This window comes from Streptomyces sp. NPDC041135, assembly GCF_055592085.1.
The window spans coordinates 1-17675 of sequence record NZ_JBVIYZ010000007.1; the positions used below are offsets into that span (position 1 = coordinate 1).

General features: G+C 73.6%; 8 protein-coding genes. 2 read left to right on the plus strand and 6 right to left on the minus strand.

Translation table 11 applies throughout. From position 1 onward, the window contains the following. On the plus strand, window positions 1-1442 hold a 1442-nt coding region (locus tag ACZ6CZ_RS18015; RefSeq protein WP_469021685.1), incomplete at its 5' end, for an alpha/beta fold hydrolase. A gap of 861 nt (window positions 1443-2303) precedes the next feature. On the opposite strand, the gene sbnB is transcribed toward ACZ6CZ_RS18015, so the two are convergent. The 6 genes from sbnB to ACZ6CZ_RS18045 all read right to left on the minus strand — a co-directional run bounded on the left by sbnB (window position 2304) and on the right by ACZ6CZ_RS18045 (window position 8361). Next, window positions 2304-3311 (minus strand): 2,3-diaminopropionate biosynthesis protein SbnB, encoded by a 1008-nt coding sequence (sbnB, locus tag ACZ6CZ_RS18020; protein ID WP_469021687.1) that lies wholly within the window; start codon window positions 3309-3311, stop codon window positions 2304-2306. A 38-nt stretch (window positions 3312-3349) separates the two neighbouring features. After that, window positions 3350-4297, minus strand: coding sequence for a 2,3-diaminopropionate biosynthesis protein SbnA (gene sbnA, locus ACZ6CZ_RS18025; RefSeq protein WP_469021690.1), 948 nt, complete (start codon window positions 4295-4297; stop codon window positions 3350-3352). Further along, window positions 4294-5520, minus strand: coding sequence for a glutamate synthase-related protein (locus tag ACZ6CZ_RS18030; protein WP_469021692.1), 1227 nt, complete (start codon window positions 5518-5520; stop codon window positions 4294-4296). The genes sbnA and ACZ6CZ_RS18030 overlap by 4 nt, the downstream gene beginning before the upstream one ends. Beyond that, on the minus strand, window positions 5517-6530 hold the full coding sequence (locus ACZ6CZ_RS18035) for an asparagine synthetase A (protein ID WP_469021695.1): 1014 nt from the start codon (window positions 6528-6530) through the stop codon (window positions 5517-5519). Before ACZ6CZ_RS18035 ends, ACZ6CZ_RS18030 begins: the two co-directional genes overlap by 4 nt. Before the next feature lie 69 nt (window positions 6531-6599). Beyond that, window positions 6600-7904, minus strand: a complete 1305-nt coding sequence (locus tag ACZ6CZ_RS18040) for a methylaspartate mutase (protein WP_469021698.1) — start codon at window positions 7902-7904, stop codon at window positions 6600-6602. Beyond that, window positions 7891-8361 (minus strand): cobalamin B12-binding domain-containing protein, encoded by a 471-nt coding sequence (locus tag ACZ6CZ_RS18045; protein ID WP_469021701.1) that lies wholly within the window; start codon window positions 8359-8361, stop codon window positions 7891-7893. Before ACZ6CZ_RS18045 ends, ACZ6CZ_RS18040 begins: the two co-directional genes overlap by 14 nt. 415 nt (window positions 8362-8776) lie before the next feature. Here ACZ6CZ_RS18045 and ACZ6CZ_RS18050 point away from each other — a divergent pair, with 415 nt between their 5' ends. Further along, window positions 8777-17641 (plus strand): non-ribosomal peptide synthetase, encoded by an 8865-nt coding sequence (locus ACZ6CZ_RS18050; RefSeq protein ID WP_469021706.1) that lies wholly within the window; start codon window positions 8777-8779, stop codon window positions 17639-17641. Window positions 17642-17675: the final 34 nt, after the last annotated feature.

A 17675-nucleotide genomic window follows, 5' to 3' on the forward strand; every position in this document is an offset into this window, starting at 1 on the left:
TCAAATGGCGCCCCGACGGCACCCTCGAATTCATCGGACGCATCGACAACCAGATCAAACTCCGCGGCTACCGCATCGAACTCGGCGAAATCGAAACCGCCCTCACCACCCACCCCCACATCCACACCACCACCGTCATCGCCCGCGAAGACACCCCCGGCGACAAACGCCTCGTCGCCTACCTCGTCCCCACCCCCGGAACCCACCCCGACACCACCGACCTCCGCACCCACCTCCACCAGCAACTCCCCGACTACATGGTCCCCACCACCTACGTCACGCTGGAGGAGCTGCCCCTCACCCCCAACGGCAAGGTCGACACCAAAGCCCTCCCCGCACCGGGACACGACCGACCCGACCTCACCGCCACCTACACCGCACCCCGCAACACCACAGAAGAAGCCATCACCACCATCTGGTCCGACATCCTCGGCATCGACACCATCGGCATCCACGACAACTTCTTCGAACTCGGCGGGCAGTCCATCAGCGCGGTGCGGGTCGTCTCCCGGCTGCGGGAGGCCGGCCTGGGCGTCGCCCTTCAGCAGATCGTGCGGCACCCCACGGTCGCGGAGCTGGCGTCCGTGCTGGACGCTCCGCAGGCGGCTTCGGCCGGGCTGGTGGTGCTCCTGTCGTCCGTGGTGGACCCGGCACTGCCCGTCCTGTTCTGCGTCCACCCGGGTGGCGGCAGTACCCATCCGTACCGGGCGCTCGCGCGCCGCCTGGCGGGCGCGTTCACCGTGTACGGCATCCAGGCACCGGGGCTGAACGCGGACGAGACGCCGCTCGTCGGGTTCGAGTCGATCGCGGACCGGTACTGGCAGGAGGTGCGGCGGATACAGCCCGAGGGCCCGTGCACGATCCTCGGATGGTCCACCGGCGCGGTCATCGCGCACGCCATGGGTGTGCGGGCTCCGGAGGCGGTGGCCGGTCTCTTCCTGCTGGAGCCGGCGGTGACCGGTGACGACCAGCGGGACCGGTTCCAGCGGCACGCCGAGGCCTACCACCGGATGAGCGCGCTGTGGCGCCGCGGCCAGGACCAGCGTGGTCCCGAGCGAGCGGTGACGGAGCGGGAACTGCGGCGCCTGGCACCCGAGATGAACCTCGGCGAGGACCTGGTCACGCTCGACGAGTGGCTGCCCTACGCGGTGCTGGAGGCCGAGGTACGCTCGCTGGCCGCCTACCGGCCCGGACGTTCGGCGGCCAGGGCGACGCTGTTCGTCAGCGACACGGTGCGCGACGGCAGCGGCGACGAGGTGCCGGAGGCGCGGTACACGGCCCACTGGCGTGGACTGTACCCGGCGGGTCTGAGCCTGCGGGCGATGCCGGGGCGTCACATGGAGATGGTCAAGGGAGAGGAGCAGCTGGACCTCGTGGCCCGCGCGCTGCGGGAGACCGCGGCTGCCCGCGCCGACCGGGTACGGGAGCTGCTGCCGGCCTGAGCGAGGATCGTCCCGGCAACCGACGAGGGGCCCGCCACGGACACGTGGCGGGCCCCTGGTCCTGCTGTGCGCAGGCGGTTTCCGTGATCAGAGTGATGCTCAGGGACTGGGGTCGGGGACGGCCGTCAGTCGTGCCGCCTGCCCGAGGCGCGGGCCCGTGTTGCCTGGGCTCGTACGTCGGCTTCGCGACGCCGATCGCCGGTCTCTCGAAAGATGGCAGCAGCGGTGGAAAGAGCCTCGACGGCCTCGTCGAACCTGCGTACCTGACAAAGGATCAACCCGACGTTCTTCCACGCGATGGCTTCGCCGTGGCGGTCGCCCAGCTCCCGGCAGAGCGCCGCGTCCTGGGTACCGACGTCGGCAGCCTCGTCGAATCTGCCTTCTTCGGCGAGGGCGTGGCCGAGGACATTCAGGGTGGAGGCCGCAGCGCGGCGGTCGCCGCGCGCCGACCAGGGCCAGTCCGAGGGTGTCCCGCGTGACGCTCTCCGCGTGGCGGTCGCCCAGCTCCCTCCAGTGAGCGAGGACCTCGGTCAAGTAGCCGACGGCCTGCTCGGCTCCGCCCAGCTTGATCTGGATGGGACCCAAGACGCCCAGTACCCTGGCTCCGCCCAGACTGTCGCCTACCTCCTCGAAAAGAGCCGCGGCATCGGTGAGGACGTCGACGGCTTCCGTCAATTTAGTTCCCGCCCGTCGCCAGGAGTCCACTCGAGGCGCCCTCTGTCGGCGACGTAACGGCGCCGGTATCCGCGCGCGTGCCGGCCGGCCGTGCACACGGCGACGCCCCGGTCTCGTGGTCCCGCCGATGTGGTCGGTGGGAGCGCGAGGCCGGGGCGTCGGGGGATGCGGCCGGTGCCGCCCGGCTCACCAGCGCTTCAGCTCGGGGAAGAAGCCCGGTACCTCGGTGGCGCGGCCGGTGCGCAGGGCGGTCCGGTAGATGTGGTGGCCGACGGCCAGGTCGAGGACGCCGAGGCCGAACGGGGAGAAGACGGTGGGGCGGTCGCGGTCGAGGGTCACGTCGCCGCGCAGGATGTCGGCCAGCGTGCCGTTGATGAAGTCGCGTGTGCCGTACTCCGTCTCCGTCAGGTGGGGTGAGGTCTGCGCGGTGAGGCAGTGGTCGATGTCGTCGAGCACGTTGTGGCACTTGATCATGACGGTGGGGTGGATGTCGCGCAGGGAGAGGTTGAGGATGAGCTGGTCCGGCAGCAGGGTCTGGCCGTCCGTCAGCCACGGGGCCGGCGCGGTGGTGGCGAGGACGACGAGGTCGGCGGTGGCGAGGCCGGCGTCCACCTGTGCGACGGTCCGGGTCTGCCAGCCGTGGGTGTCGGCGGCGTAGGCGGCGAAGGTGTCGGCGTAGGTGTCGATGTGGTCGTGGACCAGGCACTCGCGGACCTTGAGGTCGCGGGCCGCCAGGAAGTCGGAGACGGTACGGCCGATGATGCCGGCGCCGACGAAGAGGACGGTCTTGGGGCTGTCGGTGTCGGCGAGGGTCTCCACGGCGAGTGCCGCGGAGGCCGCGGTGCGGGCGGCGCTGATGCCGGAGGCCTCCAGGCAGGCGAACGGGTAGCCCGTCTCCGCGTCGTTGAGCAGGAGGACGGCGGAGGCGCGCGGCTGGTTGTGGCGTACGTTCTGCGGGTAGCTGGCGATCCACTTGATGCCGGAGACCGGCGTGTCCCCGCCGATGTGGGCGGGCAGGGCGATGATCCGTGCGCCGGGGTCGTCCGGGAAGCGCAGGAAGTGGCTGTTGGGGTTCACGGTGGCGCCGCGGCTGTGCTGGAGGTAGGTGTCCCGCACGATGTCCAGGACGTCCGACGGCGCGGAGCGGATGACGTCCTGGGCGACGGAGCCGTCGATCACGTGGAAGGTCGACATCGGTGTGTGCCTTTCTGGGGCGGGCGGGGCGGGCGGGGTCAGGCGGGGACGCCGAAGTTCCGTGCCACCCAGTCGTCGTTGTAGACCGTGCCGAGGTAGCGCTCGCCGAGGTCGGGGGAGATCGCGGCGATGCGGGAGCCGGCCGGTACGGTGTCGGCCCGGCGGCGGACGGCGGCGAGGACGGAGCCGGTGGAGCCGCCGACGAGCAGGCCGTGGGTGCGGGCGAACTGCCGGCATTCGCGTATGGCGTCCTCCTCGGCGACCAGGACCACGTCGTCGGCGAGGCCGGGTTCGAACAGTTCGGGGATGCGGCTGGCGCCCAGGCCGGGGATGCGCCGCGGGCCGGGTGCGTCGCCGAGGATGATGGAACCGAGGGCGTCGACGGCGACGATCCGGGTGTGCGGCGAGAACTCCCGCAGGTACTGCGCGCAGCCGACGAAGGTGCCGGTGGAGCCGACGCCGATGAACGCGTAGTCGATGTGCTGGGTCTCCTTGAGCAGGGTGCGTGCGGTCTGCTCGTAGTGGGCGCGGGGGTTGGCGGGGTTGGCGTACTGGTTGAGCCAGACCACGGTGGGGTCGGCTTCGATGTGGCGCCGGATGTGGGCGATGCGGGACTGGAGGAAGCCGCCGTTGGCGTCGACGGTGTCGACGACGACGACCTCGGCGCCCAGGGCGCGCATGTGGTCGATGCTGGTGGCGTTGGTGTTCGGGTCGACGACGCAGGTGAAGCGGTAGCCCTTGGTGGCGCAGACGGAGCTGAGGGCGATGCCGAGGTTGCCGGACGAGGACTCGATGACGCGGGCGCCCGGGGTGAGGACGCCGCGGTGCTCGGCGTCCTCGATGAGGCTCAGCGCGGTCTTGAGCTTGACGGAGCCGGCCGGGTTGAGGCCCTCGATCTTCAGGAAGACGTCCGAGCCGGGCACCAGCCGGGGCAGCAGGACGAAGAGGTCGTCGGTGACCAGCTCGTAGGTGTGCTCGTAGATCATGAGCGGGGCTCCCAGAGATCCTCGGGGCCGGTCTCCTCCGCCGCGTAGCGGCCCAGCGAGCTGACGGCCATGCGCAGTTCCAGTGCCATCGCGTCCAGCAGGCGTTCGAGTCCGTGCTCGGGGTCCTCGTCGGCGGCGATCAGGGCGGCGCGGCCGAGGCCGACGGCGCGGGCGCCGAGGGCGAGCAGCTTCACGGCGCGGATGCCGTCCCAGACGCGTCCGCTGGCGAGGAGCGCGCGGTCACCGGGGTCGACGCGGCGCAGGGCTTCGGCGAGAGGCAGTCCGACGTGGCCGAGGAAGCCGGTCGGGGCCCAGCCGGTGCCGCCCTCGGCGCCGTCGACGGCCACGGCGTCGGCGCCGGCGTCCCAGGCGACGGTGGCGGCGTGGCCGACGTCGCGGCCGGGGAAGAGCTTCACCCAGCAGCGGGCGCGCGGGTAGTTGTTGCGCATGAGCTGGATCTGCCGGCGGAAGATCTCGTCGGTGAAGGTGCCGGGGCTCGCGCAGCGCAGGATCGAGGAGGCGTCGGGGCCGAGCCGTTCGACGGCGTACTGGCCGGCGAGGTCGGCGGCGACCGCTTCGCTGATCATGGTGAGTCCGCCGAGGCCGGGTTTGGCGCCCTGGCCGACCTTGAGTTCGAAGCCGAGGCGGCCGGAGGCCAGGAGCGCGGTCACGGCGGGGTCGCTGTAGACGTGGTTCCAGACCTCGGAGTCGGCGTCCTCGGTGCTCTGCTGGACGCAGATGCCGCCGACGCCGTCGGGGAGTTCCTCGCAGTAGGCCTGGATGCGTTCCAGCAGGCCCTTGCGGTGGTCGTCGGCGCCGGACCGGAAGCCGTTCATGGGGGCGACGTTCTCGCCGATGACCATGGGGATGCCGAGGCGTCCGGCCTGGCGGCTGAGGGCGAGGCTGGTGCCGGCGACGCGGGTGGAGCCGAGCGCCGACAGGTAGACGGGCAGCGGGGCGGTGAAGCCGCCGAGGGCGGTGTCGAGGCGGACGTCGGAGTAGAGGGGTTCGCGGCCGAGGTCGATGAGCCGGGCGAGGCGGCCCGGCATGAAGACGGGCGGTACCAGGCGCAGCGCGTCGATCTCGTCGCCCGCGGGTTCGGGGACGGCGCCGAAGACGGTGGTGCCGTAGCTGTCCAGGGGCGGGAAGACGGCGGCGGCGCCGTCGCGGGCCCGGGCGCGGATGGCGTCCTCGGGCAGGCCGGGTGCGGTCAGGTGGCTCACGGCGACACGACCCCCGCGATCTTGGGGAAGGCGGTGGTCTGCCAGGCGGAGTCGAGGCCGGTGACCCAGCGGGTCAGGCGCTCCAGGCCGATGCCGAAGCCGGCACTGCTGGGGATGCCGTGGCGGGCGACGTCGAGGTACCAGGCGTACTTGGCGGGGTTCTCGCCGGTCTCGCGCATCCGGGTGACGAGAGTGGCATAGTCGAATTCGCGTTCGCTGCCGCTGCACAGTTCGCCGCAGCCCTCGGGGGCGATGAGGTCGAAGTTGAGCAGGGTGCCGGGCTCGGCGGGACTCTCCTTGTCGTAGAAGCCGCGGGAGCCCTTGGGGTAGCCGACGATGAAGAACGGGGCGTCGGCCTGGCGGGAGATGCGCTCCTCGGCCTGCCACTCGATCTCGGTGCCGGCGGCCTGCGGGTAGCCGTCGCGGCGCAGGCCGTCGACGACCTCGCCGTGCGGGACGCGGGCGAACGGCCGGGCGACGTGGCGGCGCAGGGTGTCGGGGTCGCGGCCGAGGACGGCGAGGTCGTCGCCGCACTCCTCGACGGCGGTGGTGACGGCGTGACGGACGAGCTGCTCGGCGACGTCCATGGCGCCGTCGCGGGTGGCGGCCGCGTACTCGACGTCGATCTGCCGGAACTCGGCGAGGTGACGGTGGGTGCTGCTGGTCTCGACGGGTTCGAGGCGGACGTTGGGCGCGACGAGGAAGATGCGGTCGAAGGCCAGCAGCGATGCCTGCTTGTAGAGGATGGCGCTGGTCATCAGCTTGTAGCGGTGGCCGTAGTAGTCGACGTCGACCTGCTTGGCGCCGCGCGAGCCGGGGTCGGTGACGGGGCCGATGACCGGGTGGGCCATCTCCACGGCGCCGTCGGAGCGCAGGAAGGCGCGGGCGCCGGCCACGAGCGCCTGCTGCACGCGCAGGGCCGCCCGGGTGCGGGGGTCGCGCAGGTGTTCCAGCGGCGAGGGCAGTGTGGGGGTGTCGAGTGCCGGCGGGAGGTCTGTCTGGATGGTCATGTCGGTCCTGTCCTTGTCAGGTCGGGCGTCACCGGTCCGCAGCGGCGCCGGCGGCGGGTGCCACTGGGGTCAACTCGCCCTGCCGAGGCGGGCGGCGGGGTCGTCGTAGCGGTTCCTGATGTGGTTGAGCGCGTGCAGCAGTCCGGACGAGGTCAGCCGTCTCGACGGCTGTACGACGGTGCTCCGGCCGAGCGGGAGCGATCCCGTGCGGGACCACTCGAGCCGGCCCCGGTCGGAGATGACGCTGCGGGTGCGGCCCGCGTTGTCGGGGTGCAGGCAGTAGGGGATGTCGAGGTAGCCGTGGGCGAAGGCGCGGATCAGGGCCTGGCCGAGGTCGTCGTGCAGGTTCAGGACGGCCTCGACGAGGGAGCGGGCCTCCGCCTCGACGCCGCTGGACGGTGGCGGGCCGGCCGGCCGCGCGCCGCGGGCGGCGCGGGCGGCGGTCTCCAGCGCGGTGACGTTCTCCTCGATGGAGGGGATGCGGGCGGACTCGGCCGGGGTCTTGACGATGAGCCGGGCGGCGCCGGTGCGTACGGCGAGCCGGGCGGCGTCCGCGACGAGCCCGAGCGCACCGGTGCGGGTCTCCGGGTAGACGCCCATGTAGGCGTAGACGACCACGTGCCAGGAGGTGTCCGGGAGGTGGTCGGCGGCGAGGGCGCGCAGTGCGTGGACGGCCTCCTCGTCCTGTTCGGGGCTGGTCTGCTGGGCGTAGCTGAGGGAGACGCTGCGCAGGCCGTGCTGGCGGAAGAACATGCCTTCCAGCACGGACAGGGCGACGAGCAGGGAGGGCGGGCACAGCTGGCCCAGCATGCAGCCGCCGAAGGTCTCCAGGTGCGGTTCGCTGCCGCCGGCGCGCAGGGCTGCCAGCGTGCGGCACGCCTCGCCCCACGCCCGGACCGAGGTGGCCAGCGGGGTGCGGCCGTAGGGCAGGCAGTAGGAGACGGGGCCGCCCTCGGTGGCGTCGAGTCCGGCGGCGACGAGGGCTTGGACGATCCGGCCGGGCAGCGCGGAGCCGTGCCGTACCTGCACGGGGAAACCGGGTCCGTGGACGCCCTCGAGGAGGCCGGTGGTGGTCTCGGCGTCCATGCTGACCAGCGGGTAGCCGTTGAGGTGGTGGCCCTGGGCGACGGCGCGGGCGGCGGCGGTGTAGTCGCCGACGCGGGTGAAGCTGTCCAGGGTGACGGTGCCGACGGTGGTGGCGTCGGCGTCGCGGGTGGCGATCAGGCCCGTGCGCATCCGGGCGGGGTCGGCGAAGCCCATGCGGGGCTGTACGACGAGGGTGCCGGTGCGGGCGGCCTCGGCCATGAAGCGGTGGAAGGCGCCGCCGGCGGGGGCGGTGGACGGCGCCGCGGGGGCGGGGTCAGCGGACGGCATCGGCGTGGGACCTTCCGTGCCGGTGCTCGGGCGGGGCGTCCAGCAGGGCGAGCAGTCCGGGTACGGCGTTGGCGCCGGTCAGGACGGCGTCGAAGCCCGCTTCGGTGAGCGAGGCGTGGACGTCCGGGGCCGTGGTGCCCGAGGTGTCCAGCTTGCCGCCGACGACGAGCGGCACCTCGGCGAGCGCGGGTACGGCACGCACCGCCCGCGCCAGGGCCGGGGCCTCCTCGGCGCCGTGTCCGTTGACGGTGCTCACGACGATGAGGCCGGGCATGCGGGCCGTTGCCTCCTCGACCAGGACGCCGACCGGGACGCACGCACCGAGATTGGTGACCTCCCAGCCCTGTTCCTCCAGCAGCAGTTGCAGGAAGAGCAGGTTCCAGGTGTGCGAGTCGGAGGGGATGGTGGTCAGGACGGCGTGGTGCGGGTTGTCCGGGGGCTGGCGATGCGGGTACACGACCGGCTCTTCCTCTCGACACCGTGATGGGGCCGCGACCGCTGCGATCGGGCCGGATGCCCGTGGGAGCGCCCTCCGTCGGGGCGGGCGTCCGGGCTGTCCACTAGTGACGCCGTCCATGGTGGGCGGCACGTGATCGCCGGGGACACTGGGCAGTTCTGACCACCCCGCGGGTCGTCATTTGTGCCCACTGGGGGCGCCCGGCCGCGCGTCCTAGCGTGTGCGTCGCGGACGTTTCGGTGCCGGCGGCCGCGGATGCGCCGGCGGCGCGGTCCCGGCCCGCCCGGCGGTGCCCCGGCCCCCCGCCTCTCGCCGTGCACCGTGCACACGTGCCGCCCGTGCACCGCTCGTGTCTCGTACCGCTCGAACCGCTTGTTTGTACCGCTGACGATGTCCTGACGATGGGGAGTGAACGGTGGCTGATCACCAGCTGGAGGAGTGGCGGCGCGCGCTGGCGGGTCTGGAGCCGCTGGAACTGCCGTCGGACCGTCGGCAGTTCGACGACGGCCCCGGCCCGGCCCCCGCGGACCGGGTGCTGTGGGAGGTGTCCACCGGGACGGCCGACGCGCTGGCCGCACTGGCCCGCGCCCAGGGCGTGGAGCTGCCCGCTGTCCTGCTCACGGTGTTCCAGACGCTGCTGGCGCGGCACGCCGGGCGGGACGACGTCCCGGTGGCGGTGCCGGCGTCCGGCGGACAGGACGCGGGCCCGGTGACCGTGGTCCGGGGCCCTGCGGGTGACCCGGTGTTCACCGATGCCCTGGCGCACGTCGCGCGAGGCGTGGCGGACGCCGCCGGCCGCGGTCCGCTGCCGCTCGCGGCACTGGCGGACGCGGTGGGCGGCACGGACGCCGTGGCGTGGTTCGCGTGGCGCACGGCCGGCCGGGAGGCGGCCGTGTTCCCGCCGGACGCGCGGGTCACCCTGGAGGTCGTCGCGGACGGCGGAGGGCTGAAGGCCGCCCTCGGTTACCGGACCGACCTGATGGAACGGGCCACGGCCGAGCGGATGGCGGGACACCTCGGAACGCTCGCACGCTCCGCCGCCGCCACACCCCGGGCGCCGCTGAGCGCGCTGGAGATGCTGACGCGCGAGGAGCGCGAGCGGATCCTGACCGAGTGGAACGGGCCCCGGGCCGCGTTCCCGGACACCCACACCGTGCACCGGCTGGTCGCGGAGCGGGCCGCCCGGCAGCCCGACGCGGTGGCCCTGGCCTACGGCGAGCAGCGGCTGACCTACCGGGAGCTGGAGGAGCGGGCGGACGGGCTGGCGCGGTACCTGGCGCAGCGGGGCGTCGGCCCCGGAGCACTGGTCGCGGTGTGCCTGGACCACGGCCCGGACCTGGTGTGCGCCCTGCTCGGGGTCCTCAAGTCGGGCGCCGCCTATGTGCCGTTGGACCCGGCCTACCCGGCCGAGCGGCTGCGGTACATGGTCGAGGACAGCGCCGCCCCGGTGGTGGTGACGCAGTCCGCGCACGCGGACCTGTTCGCGCCGGGCACCGGCCTGCTGCTGGCCGACCTGGAGTGGCCGGCCGGCGCCGGGAGCGCTCCGGCCGCGGCGGGCCCGGACGACGTGGCGTACGTCATCTACACCTCGGGTTCCACGGGCCGGCCCAAGGGTGTGCGCGTCGGGCACCGGGGCGTCGTCAACTACCTGCACTGGTGCGACCGGAACTATCCTCCGGCGCCGGGCGCGCGCGTCGGTTCGCTGCTGTGCTCGTCGGCGGCGTTCGACCTGACGGTGACCGCGCTGTTCCTGCCGCTGGTGCAGGGGCTGTGCCTGGTCGTGCCCCGTCCGAAGCCCGGCCGCGGTGTGTGGGACGCGGCCATGGACATCGTCGCCACCGGTGTCCCGATCAGCTTCCTGAAGGCGACCCCGTCGCACCTGGAGCTGCTGACGGCCCGGCTGGAGCAGGACGGCGTCCGGCACGGCATCGCCACGGTGGTGGCCGGCGGCGAGGACCTGACCCCGGCGCTGGCCCACCGGGTGCTGGCCCACGGCACCGGGAGCACGGCGATCGTCAACGAGTACGGGCCGACCGAGGCCACCGTCGGCAACGTGGTCAGCCGGACGGTGTCGGTGGACCCGGCGGCGGATCACGTGCCGATGGGCCGGGCGATCGCCAACACCGAGGTGTACGTGGTCGGCGCGCACGGTGAGGTCCAGCCGGTCGGAGTGCCCGGTGAGCTGCTCATCGGCGGTGTCAACGTGGCCCTCGGCTATCTGGGCCGGCCCGAGCTGACGGCGCAGCGGTTCGTGCCGCACCCCTTCTCGGCGGACCCCGAGGCCCGCGTGTACCGCACCGGTGACCTGGTGAAGTGGCTGCCGGACGGGCGCCTGGTCTACCTGGGCCGGATGGACGACCAGGTCAAGCTGCGCGGGCACCGGGTGGAACTGGGCGAGATCGAGAACGCCGTGCTGGCCCGGCCGGACGTCGCGGCGGCCACCGTCGTGGTCCGCGAGGACGTGCCCGGCGACAAGCGGCTGGTGGCCTACCTGGTCCCGGCCGGTGCAACGGACCCGGACGTGGCCGGGCTGCGCGCGGCGCTGGCGCGGGACCTGCCCGCGCACATGGTGCCCGCCCGGTACGTCGTGCTGGAACGGCTGCCGCTCACCCCCAACGGCAAGGTGGACCGCCGGGCGCTGCCCGCGCCCGAGGGCCACCGCCCGGACCTCTCCACCGGGTTCACGGCGCCGCGCACACCCACCGAGCGGGCGGTCGCCGGCATCTGGGCCGAGCTGCTGGGCGTCGACACGGTCGGCGCGGACGACGACTTCTTCGAGCTGGGCGGGCACTCCCTGCTGGCCGCCCGGGTCGCCTCGCGGCTGCGCCGGGACCTCGGCGTCGACGTGCCGCACCGCACGCTGTTCGAGGCGCGGACACCGGCGCTGCTGGGCGCGGCCGTGGACGCACTGGGGGCGGGCAGCTCCGCGGCGATGGTGCGGGCCGACCGGTCCGCAGGCGTGCTGCCGCTGTCGTTCGCCCAGCAACGCCTTTGGTTCCTGGACCAGTTGGCGCCGGGCAGCGCCGAGTACGTCATTCCGGTGGGGCTGCGGGTCGAGGGGGACTTCGCGCCGGACGCCTTCGGTGCCGCGCTGAGCGCCCTGGTCGCCCGGCACGAGATCCTGCGGACCCGGTACGTCGCCGACGGCACCGGACGCCCGTACCAGGTCGTCGACGCCGCGCGCGAGGTGGCGGTGGACGTCCACGACGCCCGAGACCTGGGCGCGGGCGCCGCGCGGGAGATCCTGCGCGAGGCGGCGGGACGGCCCTTCGACCTGGCCACCGGGCCGCTGCTGCGCGCGGTGGCGGTGCGCGTGGCCGACGCGGAGTGGCTGCTGCTGCTCGCCCTGCACCACATCGTCTCCGACGGCTGGTCGGAGGGCATCCTGGCGCGTGAGCTGGGCGAGCTGTACGACGCGGCGGTGACCGGCCGCCCGGACACCCTGGCCCCCTTGTCCCTGCAGTACGCGGACTTCGCGACGTGGCAGCGCACGGCCCTGGACGGTCCGGCGCTGGCGGGGCAGTCGGCGTACTGGCGGGAGCGGCTGGCCGGGGTGCAGCCGCTGGAGCTGCCGGCCGACCACCGCCGTCCGGCCGAGCGGACGGGCCGGGGCGGAACGGTGCCGTTCCGCGTGCCCGCCGAGGTGGCCGACGCGGCCCGGCGGCTGGCGGCCGGGCAGGGCGCGAGCCTGTTCATGTCGCTGCTGGCGGTGTTCCAGCTGCTGATGGCGAAGTACAGCGGCCAGGAGGACATCGCGGTCGGCAGCCCGATCGCCGGCCGCAACCGCGCCGAGACCGAGGACCTGATCGGCTTCTTCGTCAACACCCTCGTCATGCGCACCGACCTCTCCGGCGACCCGACCTTCACCGAACTCCTCGACCGCGTCAAGGACACCGCCCTCGGCGCCTACGACCACCAGGACCTGCCCTTCGAACGCCTCGTGGAGGAGCTGGCTCCCGAGCGCGACCTGTCCCGCACCCCGCTGTTCCAGAGCATGTTCGTCCTGCAGAACACCCCGGACAGCCACGCGTGGCGGCTGGCGGGGGCGGCGGTGGAGCCGTTCACGGTCCGCGCGGCGGAGGCCAAGTTCGATCTGACGCTGTTCCTCACCGAGCGGCCCGACGGCTCCCTCGACGGCGAGCTGGTGTTCGCCCTCGACCTGTTCGCACCCGGCACGGCCGAGCGGCTGGCCGGGCACTTCACCACCCTGCTGGACGCGGCCGTCACCGGCCCGGAGCGCAGGCTGTCCGAGCTGGAGCTGCTGACCGGCGCCGAGCGGCACCGGGTCCTCGCCGAGTGGAGCGGGGCGGCGTCCCCGGCGGACGTCGCGGGCGGGAGGGGCACGACCGTCCACCGGCTCGTCGAGGAGTGCGCCGCCCTGCGGCCGGACACGGTGGCGGTGCTGTCGCCGGGCGGGGAACTGACCTACCGGGAGCTGAACGCGCGTGCCAACCGGCTGGCGCGGCACCTGCGTTCCCTCGGGGCGGGTCCCGGCGGCGCGGTCGCCGTGTGCCTGGAGCGCGGCCCCGAGTCGGTCACCGCGCTCCTGGCGGTCCTCAAGTCCGGCGCCGCCTACGTGCCGCTGGACCCGGAGCACCCGGCCGACCGGCTCGCCTACCTGCTGTCGGACGCCGGGGCCGCCCTCGTCGTCACCGACAGCGCGCGGGCCGCGCGGCTGCCCGAGGAGCCCGGCCGGTTCCTCACCGACCGTGACTGGCCGTCCCTCGCGGACCTGCCGGCGCACGACCCGGAGCCCCTGGCCGGCCCCGGTGACCTGGCGTACGTGATCTACACGAGCGGCTCCACCGGCCGCCCCAAGGGCGTCGAGATCGAGCACCGCAGCCTGGCCGGCCTGGTCAGCTGGACCGCCGGCACCTTCGGCGCGGCCCCGGGGCGGCGGGTGGCGCTGCTGGCCGGGGTCGGGTTCGACGCGGCCGCGTGGGAGCTGTGGCCCGCGCTGGCGACGGGTGCCACCGTGTGCGTGCCCGACGACACGGTGCGGCTGACACCGGCGCTGCTGCAGCGGTGGCTGGCCGAGCGGCAGGTCACCGGCACCTTCGTCTCGACGCCGATGCTGGAGGCGCTGGCGGCCCTCGACTGGTCGGAGCCGACCTCGCTGGAGTACGTGCTGACCGGTGGTGACGCGCTGCGGATGCCGGCCGGGCTGCGACTGCCGTTCCGCGTCGTGAACAACTACGGGCCCACCGAGTCGACGGTGGTGACGACCTCGGCCGAGGTCGTCCCCGGCACGGCCGTGCCGCCGATCGGCCGCCCGGTGCCCGGCACCCTCGTGTACGTCGTGGACCGGCACGGCCGGCCGGTGCCGACCGGGGTGCCGGGCGAACTCCTGGTCGCCGGCGCCGGTCTGGCGCGCGGTTACCGGGGGCAGCCGGGCCAGACGGCGGAGCGGTTCGTGACCGCCGACGTCGACGGCACCCCGCGCCGCGTCTACCGCACCGGGGACCGGGTGCGGTGGCTGGCCGACGGGCAGCTGGAGTTCCTGGGGCGGCTGGACGACCAGGTGAAGCTGCGCGGACACCGTATCGAGCCCGGTGAGATCGAGGCGGTGCTGCTGGCCGGTCCCGACATCGCAGCCGCCACCGTCGTCGTCCGCGAGGACGCCCCCGGCGACAAGCGGCTGGTGGCGTACGTCGTTCCGGCACCGGAGCGGACGGTGCGCGGCGAGGATCTGCGTGGGCGGCTGCGGCGCGAACTGCCCGACTTCATGGTGCCGTCCGCGTTCGTCACGCTGGAGAGGCTGCCGCTGACGCCCAACGGCAAGGTGGACCGCCGTGCGCTGCCCGCGCCCGCACCGCAGGCGTCCGCGGCCGGCGGTCCGGCTCCCCGCACCGAGGCCGAACGCGTCGTCGCGGCGGCCTGGTCGGAGGTGCTGGGCACCGAGGTCACCGGCGTCGACGACAACTTCTTCGAGCTGGGCGGGCATTCACTGCTCGCCACGCAGGTGACGTCACGGCTGCGCGACGCGCTGGGTGTGGAGGTGCCGGTGCGCAGCCTGTTCGCGGCACCCACCGTCGCCGGGCTGGCCGCCGCGGTGGATGAGCTGACGGCGGCCGGGACGGCGGGCGCGGACCCGATCGTGCCCGTGGACCGCACCGGCGGCCCGCTGCCGCTGAGCTTCGCCCAGCAGCGGCTGTGGTTCCTCGACCAACTGGAGCCCGGGCGCGCCGAGTACGTCGTCCCCTTCGCGCTGCGCATCCGTGGTCCGCTGGACACCGGGGCCCTCGACGCGGCGCTGACCGGGATGCTGGAACGGCACGAGATCCTGCGGACCCGGTTCGTCACCGACGAGGGCGGCGAACCGGCCCAGGTCGTCGACCCGCCGGCGCCGGTACGCGCGACCGTGCACGACCTGCGGCACATCGGCGACGCGCGGGAGCGGCAGGAGGCGGCGCGGTGCCTCGCCCGCGAGGAGGCCGCCCGCCCCTTCGACCTGGCCGCCGGACCGCTGCTGCGCGCCCACCTGGTGCGGCTGGCCGACGAGGAGGCACAACTGCTCCTGACGGTCCATCACATCGCCTGCGACGGCTGGTCGCAGCCGGTCATGGCACGGGAAGTGCGCGAGGGCTACCGGGCGGCGACGACCGGCGCCCATGGTGAACGCGCGCACCTGCCGGTGCAGTACGCGGACTTCTCCGTGTGGCAGCGGCAGCGGCTCACCGGCGACGTGCTGGAGGAACAGTTGGCGTACTGGCGGGAGCGGCTCGCCGGGACCGAACCGCTGGAGCTGCCGACCGACCACCGCCGTCCGGCGGGACCGCCCGGAGGCGGCGGCACCGTCACCTTCGAGGTGCCCGCGGCCGTGGCCGCCGCACTGCGCTCCACTGCCAGGAGCAGCGGGGCGAGCCTGTACATGGTGCTGCTGGCCGCCTTCCAGGTGCTGCTGGCCAAGTACGCCCGGCAGGACGACGTGAGCGTCGGCAGCCCGATCGCCGGTCGCAACCGCGCCGAGACCGAGGACCTGATCGGCTTCTTCGTCAACACCCTCGTCATGCGCACCGACCTCTCCGGCGACCCCGCCTTCACCGAACTCCTCGACCGCGTCAAGGACACCGCCCTCGGCGCCTACGACCACCAGGACCTCCCCTTCGAACGCCTCGTCGAGGAACTCGCCCCCGACCGCGACCCGTCCCGCACTCCCCTGTTCGAGACGATGTTCGTCCTGCAGAACACGCCGGACGAGCACGGCTGGAGCCTGCCGGGGCTGGAGGTGGAGCCGTTCACGGTCACCGTGCCGGACGCCAAGTTCGACTTGAGCCTGATGATGTCCGAGGACCCGGACGGCCGTCTGAGCGGCACCCTGGAGTACCGGACGGACCTCTTCGAGCGGGACACGGTCACCCGCCTGGCCGGGCACCTCGGCACGCTGCTGGAGACGGTCTCCCGCGAGCCCGCGGCGCGGCTGTCCGAACTGTGCCTGCTCACTCCGCAGGAGCGGCGGCGGACCGTGGTCGAGTGGAACGACACCGCGACCGCGTTCCCGGACACCGCCACCCTGCACGGCCTGTTCGAGGAGCGGGCGGCCCGGCAGCCGGACACGGTGGCCGTCGAAGGACCGCAGGGCACGCTCACCTACGGCGAGCTGAACGCGCGCGCCAACCGGATCGCCCACCACCTGCGCACCCGGTACGGAGTGCGCCCGGACATGCCGGTGGCGGTGTGCCTGGAGCGCGGCGCCGACCTCGTGACGGCGGTGCTGGGCGTGCTGAAGGCGGGGGCGCCGTACGTGCCGCTGGACCCGGAGTACCCGGTGGAGCGGCTGGCGTACATGGTGCGGGACACCGCGACGCCGGTCGTCCTCACCGGCTCGGCGCACACCGGCCGGCTGCCCTCGGACGTACCGCTGCTGCTGCTCGACGAGGACGGCGCGGAACTGAAGGACGAGCCGGACACCGATCCCCAGCCGGCCGCCGAGTCCCACCACCTGGCCTATCTGATCTACACCAGCGGTTCCACCGGACGCCCCAAGGGCGTCCAGGTCGAGCACCGCAGCCTGGTCGGCCTGGTGCACTGGACGGCGAAGGAGTACGGGCTGGAGCCCGGGCAGCGGATCGCGCTGCTGGCCGGGATCGGCTTCGACGCGGCGGCCTGGGAGCTGTGGCTCGGCCTGACCCGCGGCGCGACCTGCTGCATCACCACCGAGACCGTCCGGCTGAGCCCGCCCTCGCTGCGGGACTGGCTGTGCGAGCAGCAGGTGCACGCCACGTTCCTGTCCACGCCGATGCTGGAGGCGCTGGTGGCCCTCGAGTGGCCGGCGGAGAGCACCCTCGACTACGTGCTGACCGGCGGTGACCGGCTGCGGATGCCACCGGCGGCCCGGCTGCCGTTCCGCGTGGTCAACAACTACGGGCCCACGGAGACCACGGTCATCGTCACCTCGACGGTGGTCGAACCCGGTGACGCCGTGCCCCCGATCGGCCGGCCCGTCGACAACGTCCTGGCGTTCGTGGTGGACCAGCACGACCGGCCGGTGCCGGTCGGGGTGCCCGGCGAACTCCTCGTCGGAGGTGTGCCGGTGGCCCGCGGTTACCGGGGAAGGACGGATCTGACGGAGGAGAAGTTCACCGCCTACGAGGCCGAGGGCGTGCGCACCCGGGTCTACCGCACCGGCGACCTGGTGCGGTGGCGGGCGGACGGGCAGCTGGAGTTCCTGCGGCGCATCGACAACCAGGTGAAGATCCGCGGCAACCGCATCGAGCTGGGCGAGATCGAGGCGACCCTGCTGGCCCACCCGGGCATCGGCGAGGTCAGTGTGATCGTCCGGGAGGACACGCCCGGCGACAAGCGGCTCGTGGCGTATCTCGTGACCACCGGCGCGCAGGCGCCGAGCACCGGCGAACTCCACGCGCACCTGCGGCGGTTCCTGCCCGACTACATGATCCCCGCCGCGTTCGTCGCCCTGGAGCGGCTGCCGCTGACCGCCAACGGCAAGGTGGACCGCAAGGCCCTGCCGGTGCCGGACCACGAGCGGCCCGACCTGGGGACGGCCTACACGGCGCCGCGCAACGCCGTAGAGCGGGCCATCACCACCGTGTGGCAGGAGCTGCTGGGCATCGACCGCATCGGCGTCCACGACAACTTCTTCCAGCTGGGCGGGCATTCGCTGCTCGCCACGCAGGTGGCCTCGCGGCTGCGGAAGGCGCTGCGCGTCGACGTGCCGGTGCGGACCGTGTTCGACTCCCCCACCCCCGCGCAGCTCGCCCAGGGCATCTCCGACCTGATGATGGCGGCGATCACGGCGCAGTTCGCACCGGCCGGGTGACCCGTCCCGGTGCCACGCGCTGAAGGGGCCGGAC

Bases quoted from the DNA above. Each gene is read 5' to 3' on its own strand.
- sbnA (WP_469021690.1), bottom strand. From the start codon at position 4,297: ATGATCTACGAGCACACCTACGAGCTGGTCACCGACGACCTCTTCGTC.
- sbnB (WP_469021687.1), bottom strand. From the start codon at position 3,311: ATGTCGACCTTCCACGTGATCGACGGCTCCGTCGCCCAGGACGTCATC.
- ACZ6CZ_RS18035 (WP_469021695.1), bottom strand. From the start codon at position 6,530: ATGACCATCCAGACAGACCTCCCGCCGGCACTCGACACCCCCACACTG.
- ACZ6CZ_RS18040 (WP_469021698.1), bottom strand. From the start codon at position 7,904: ATGCCGTCCGCTGACCCCGCCCCCGCGGCGCCGTCCACCGCCCCCGCC.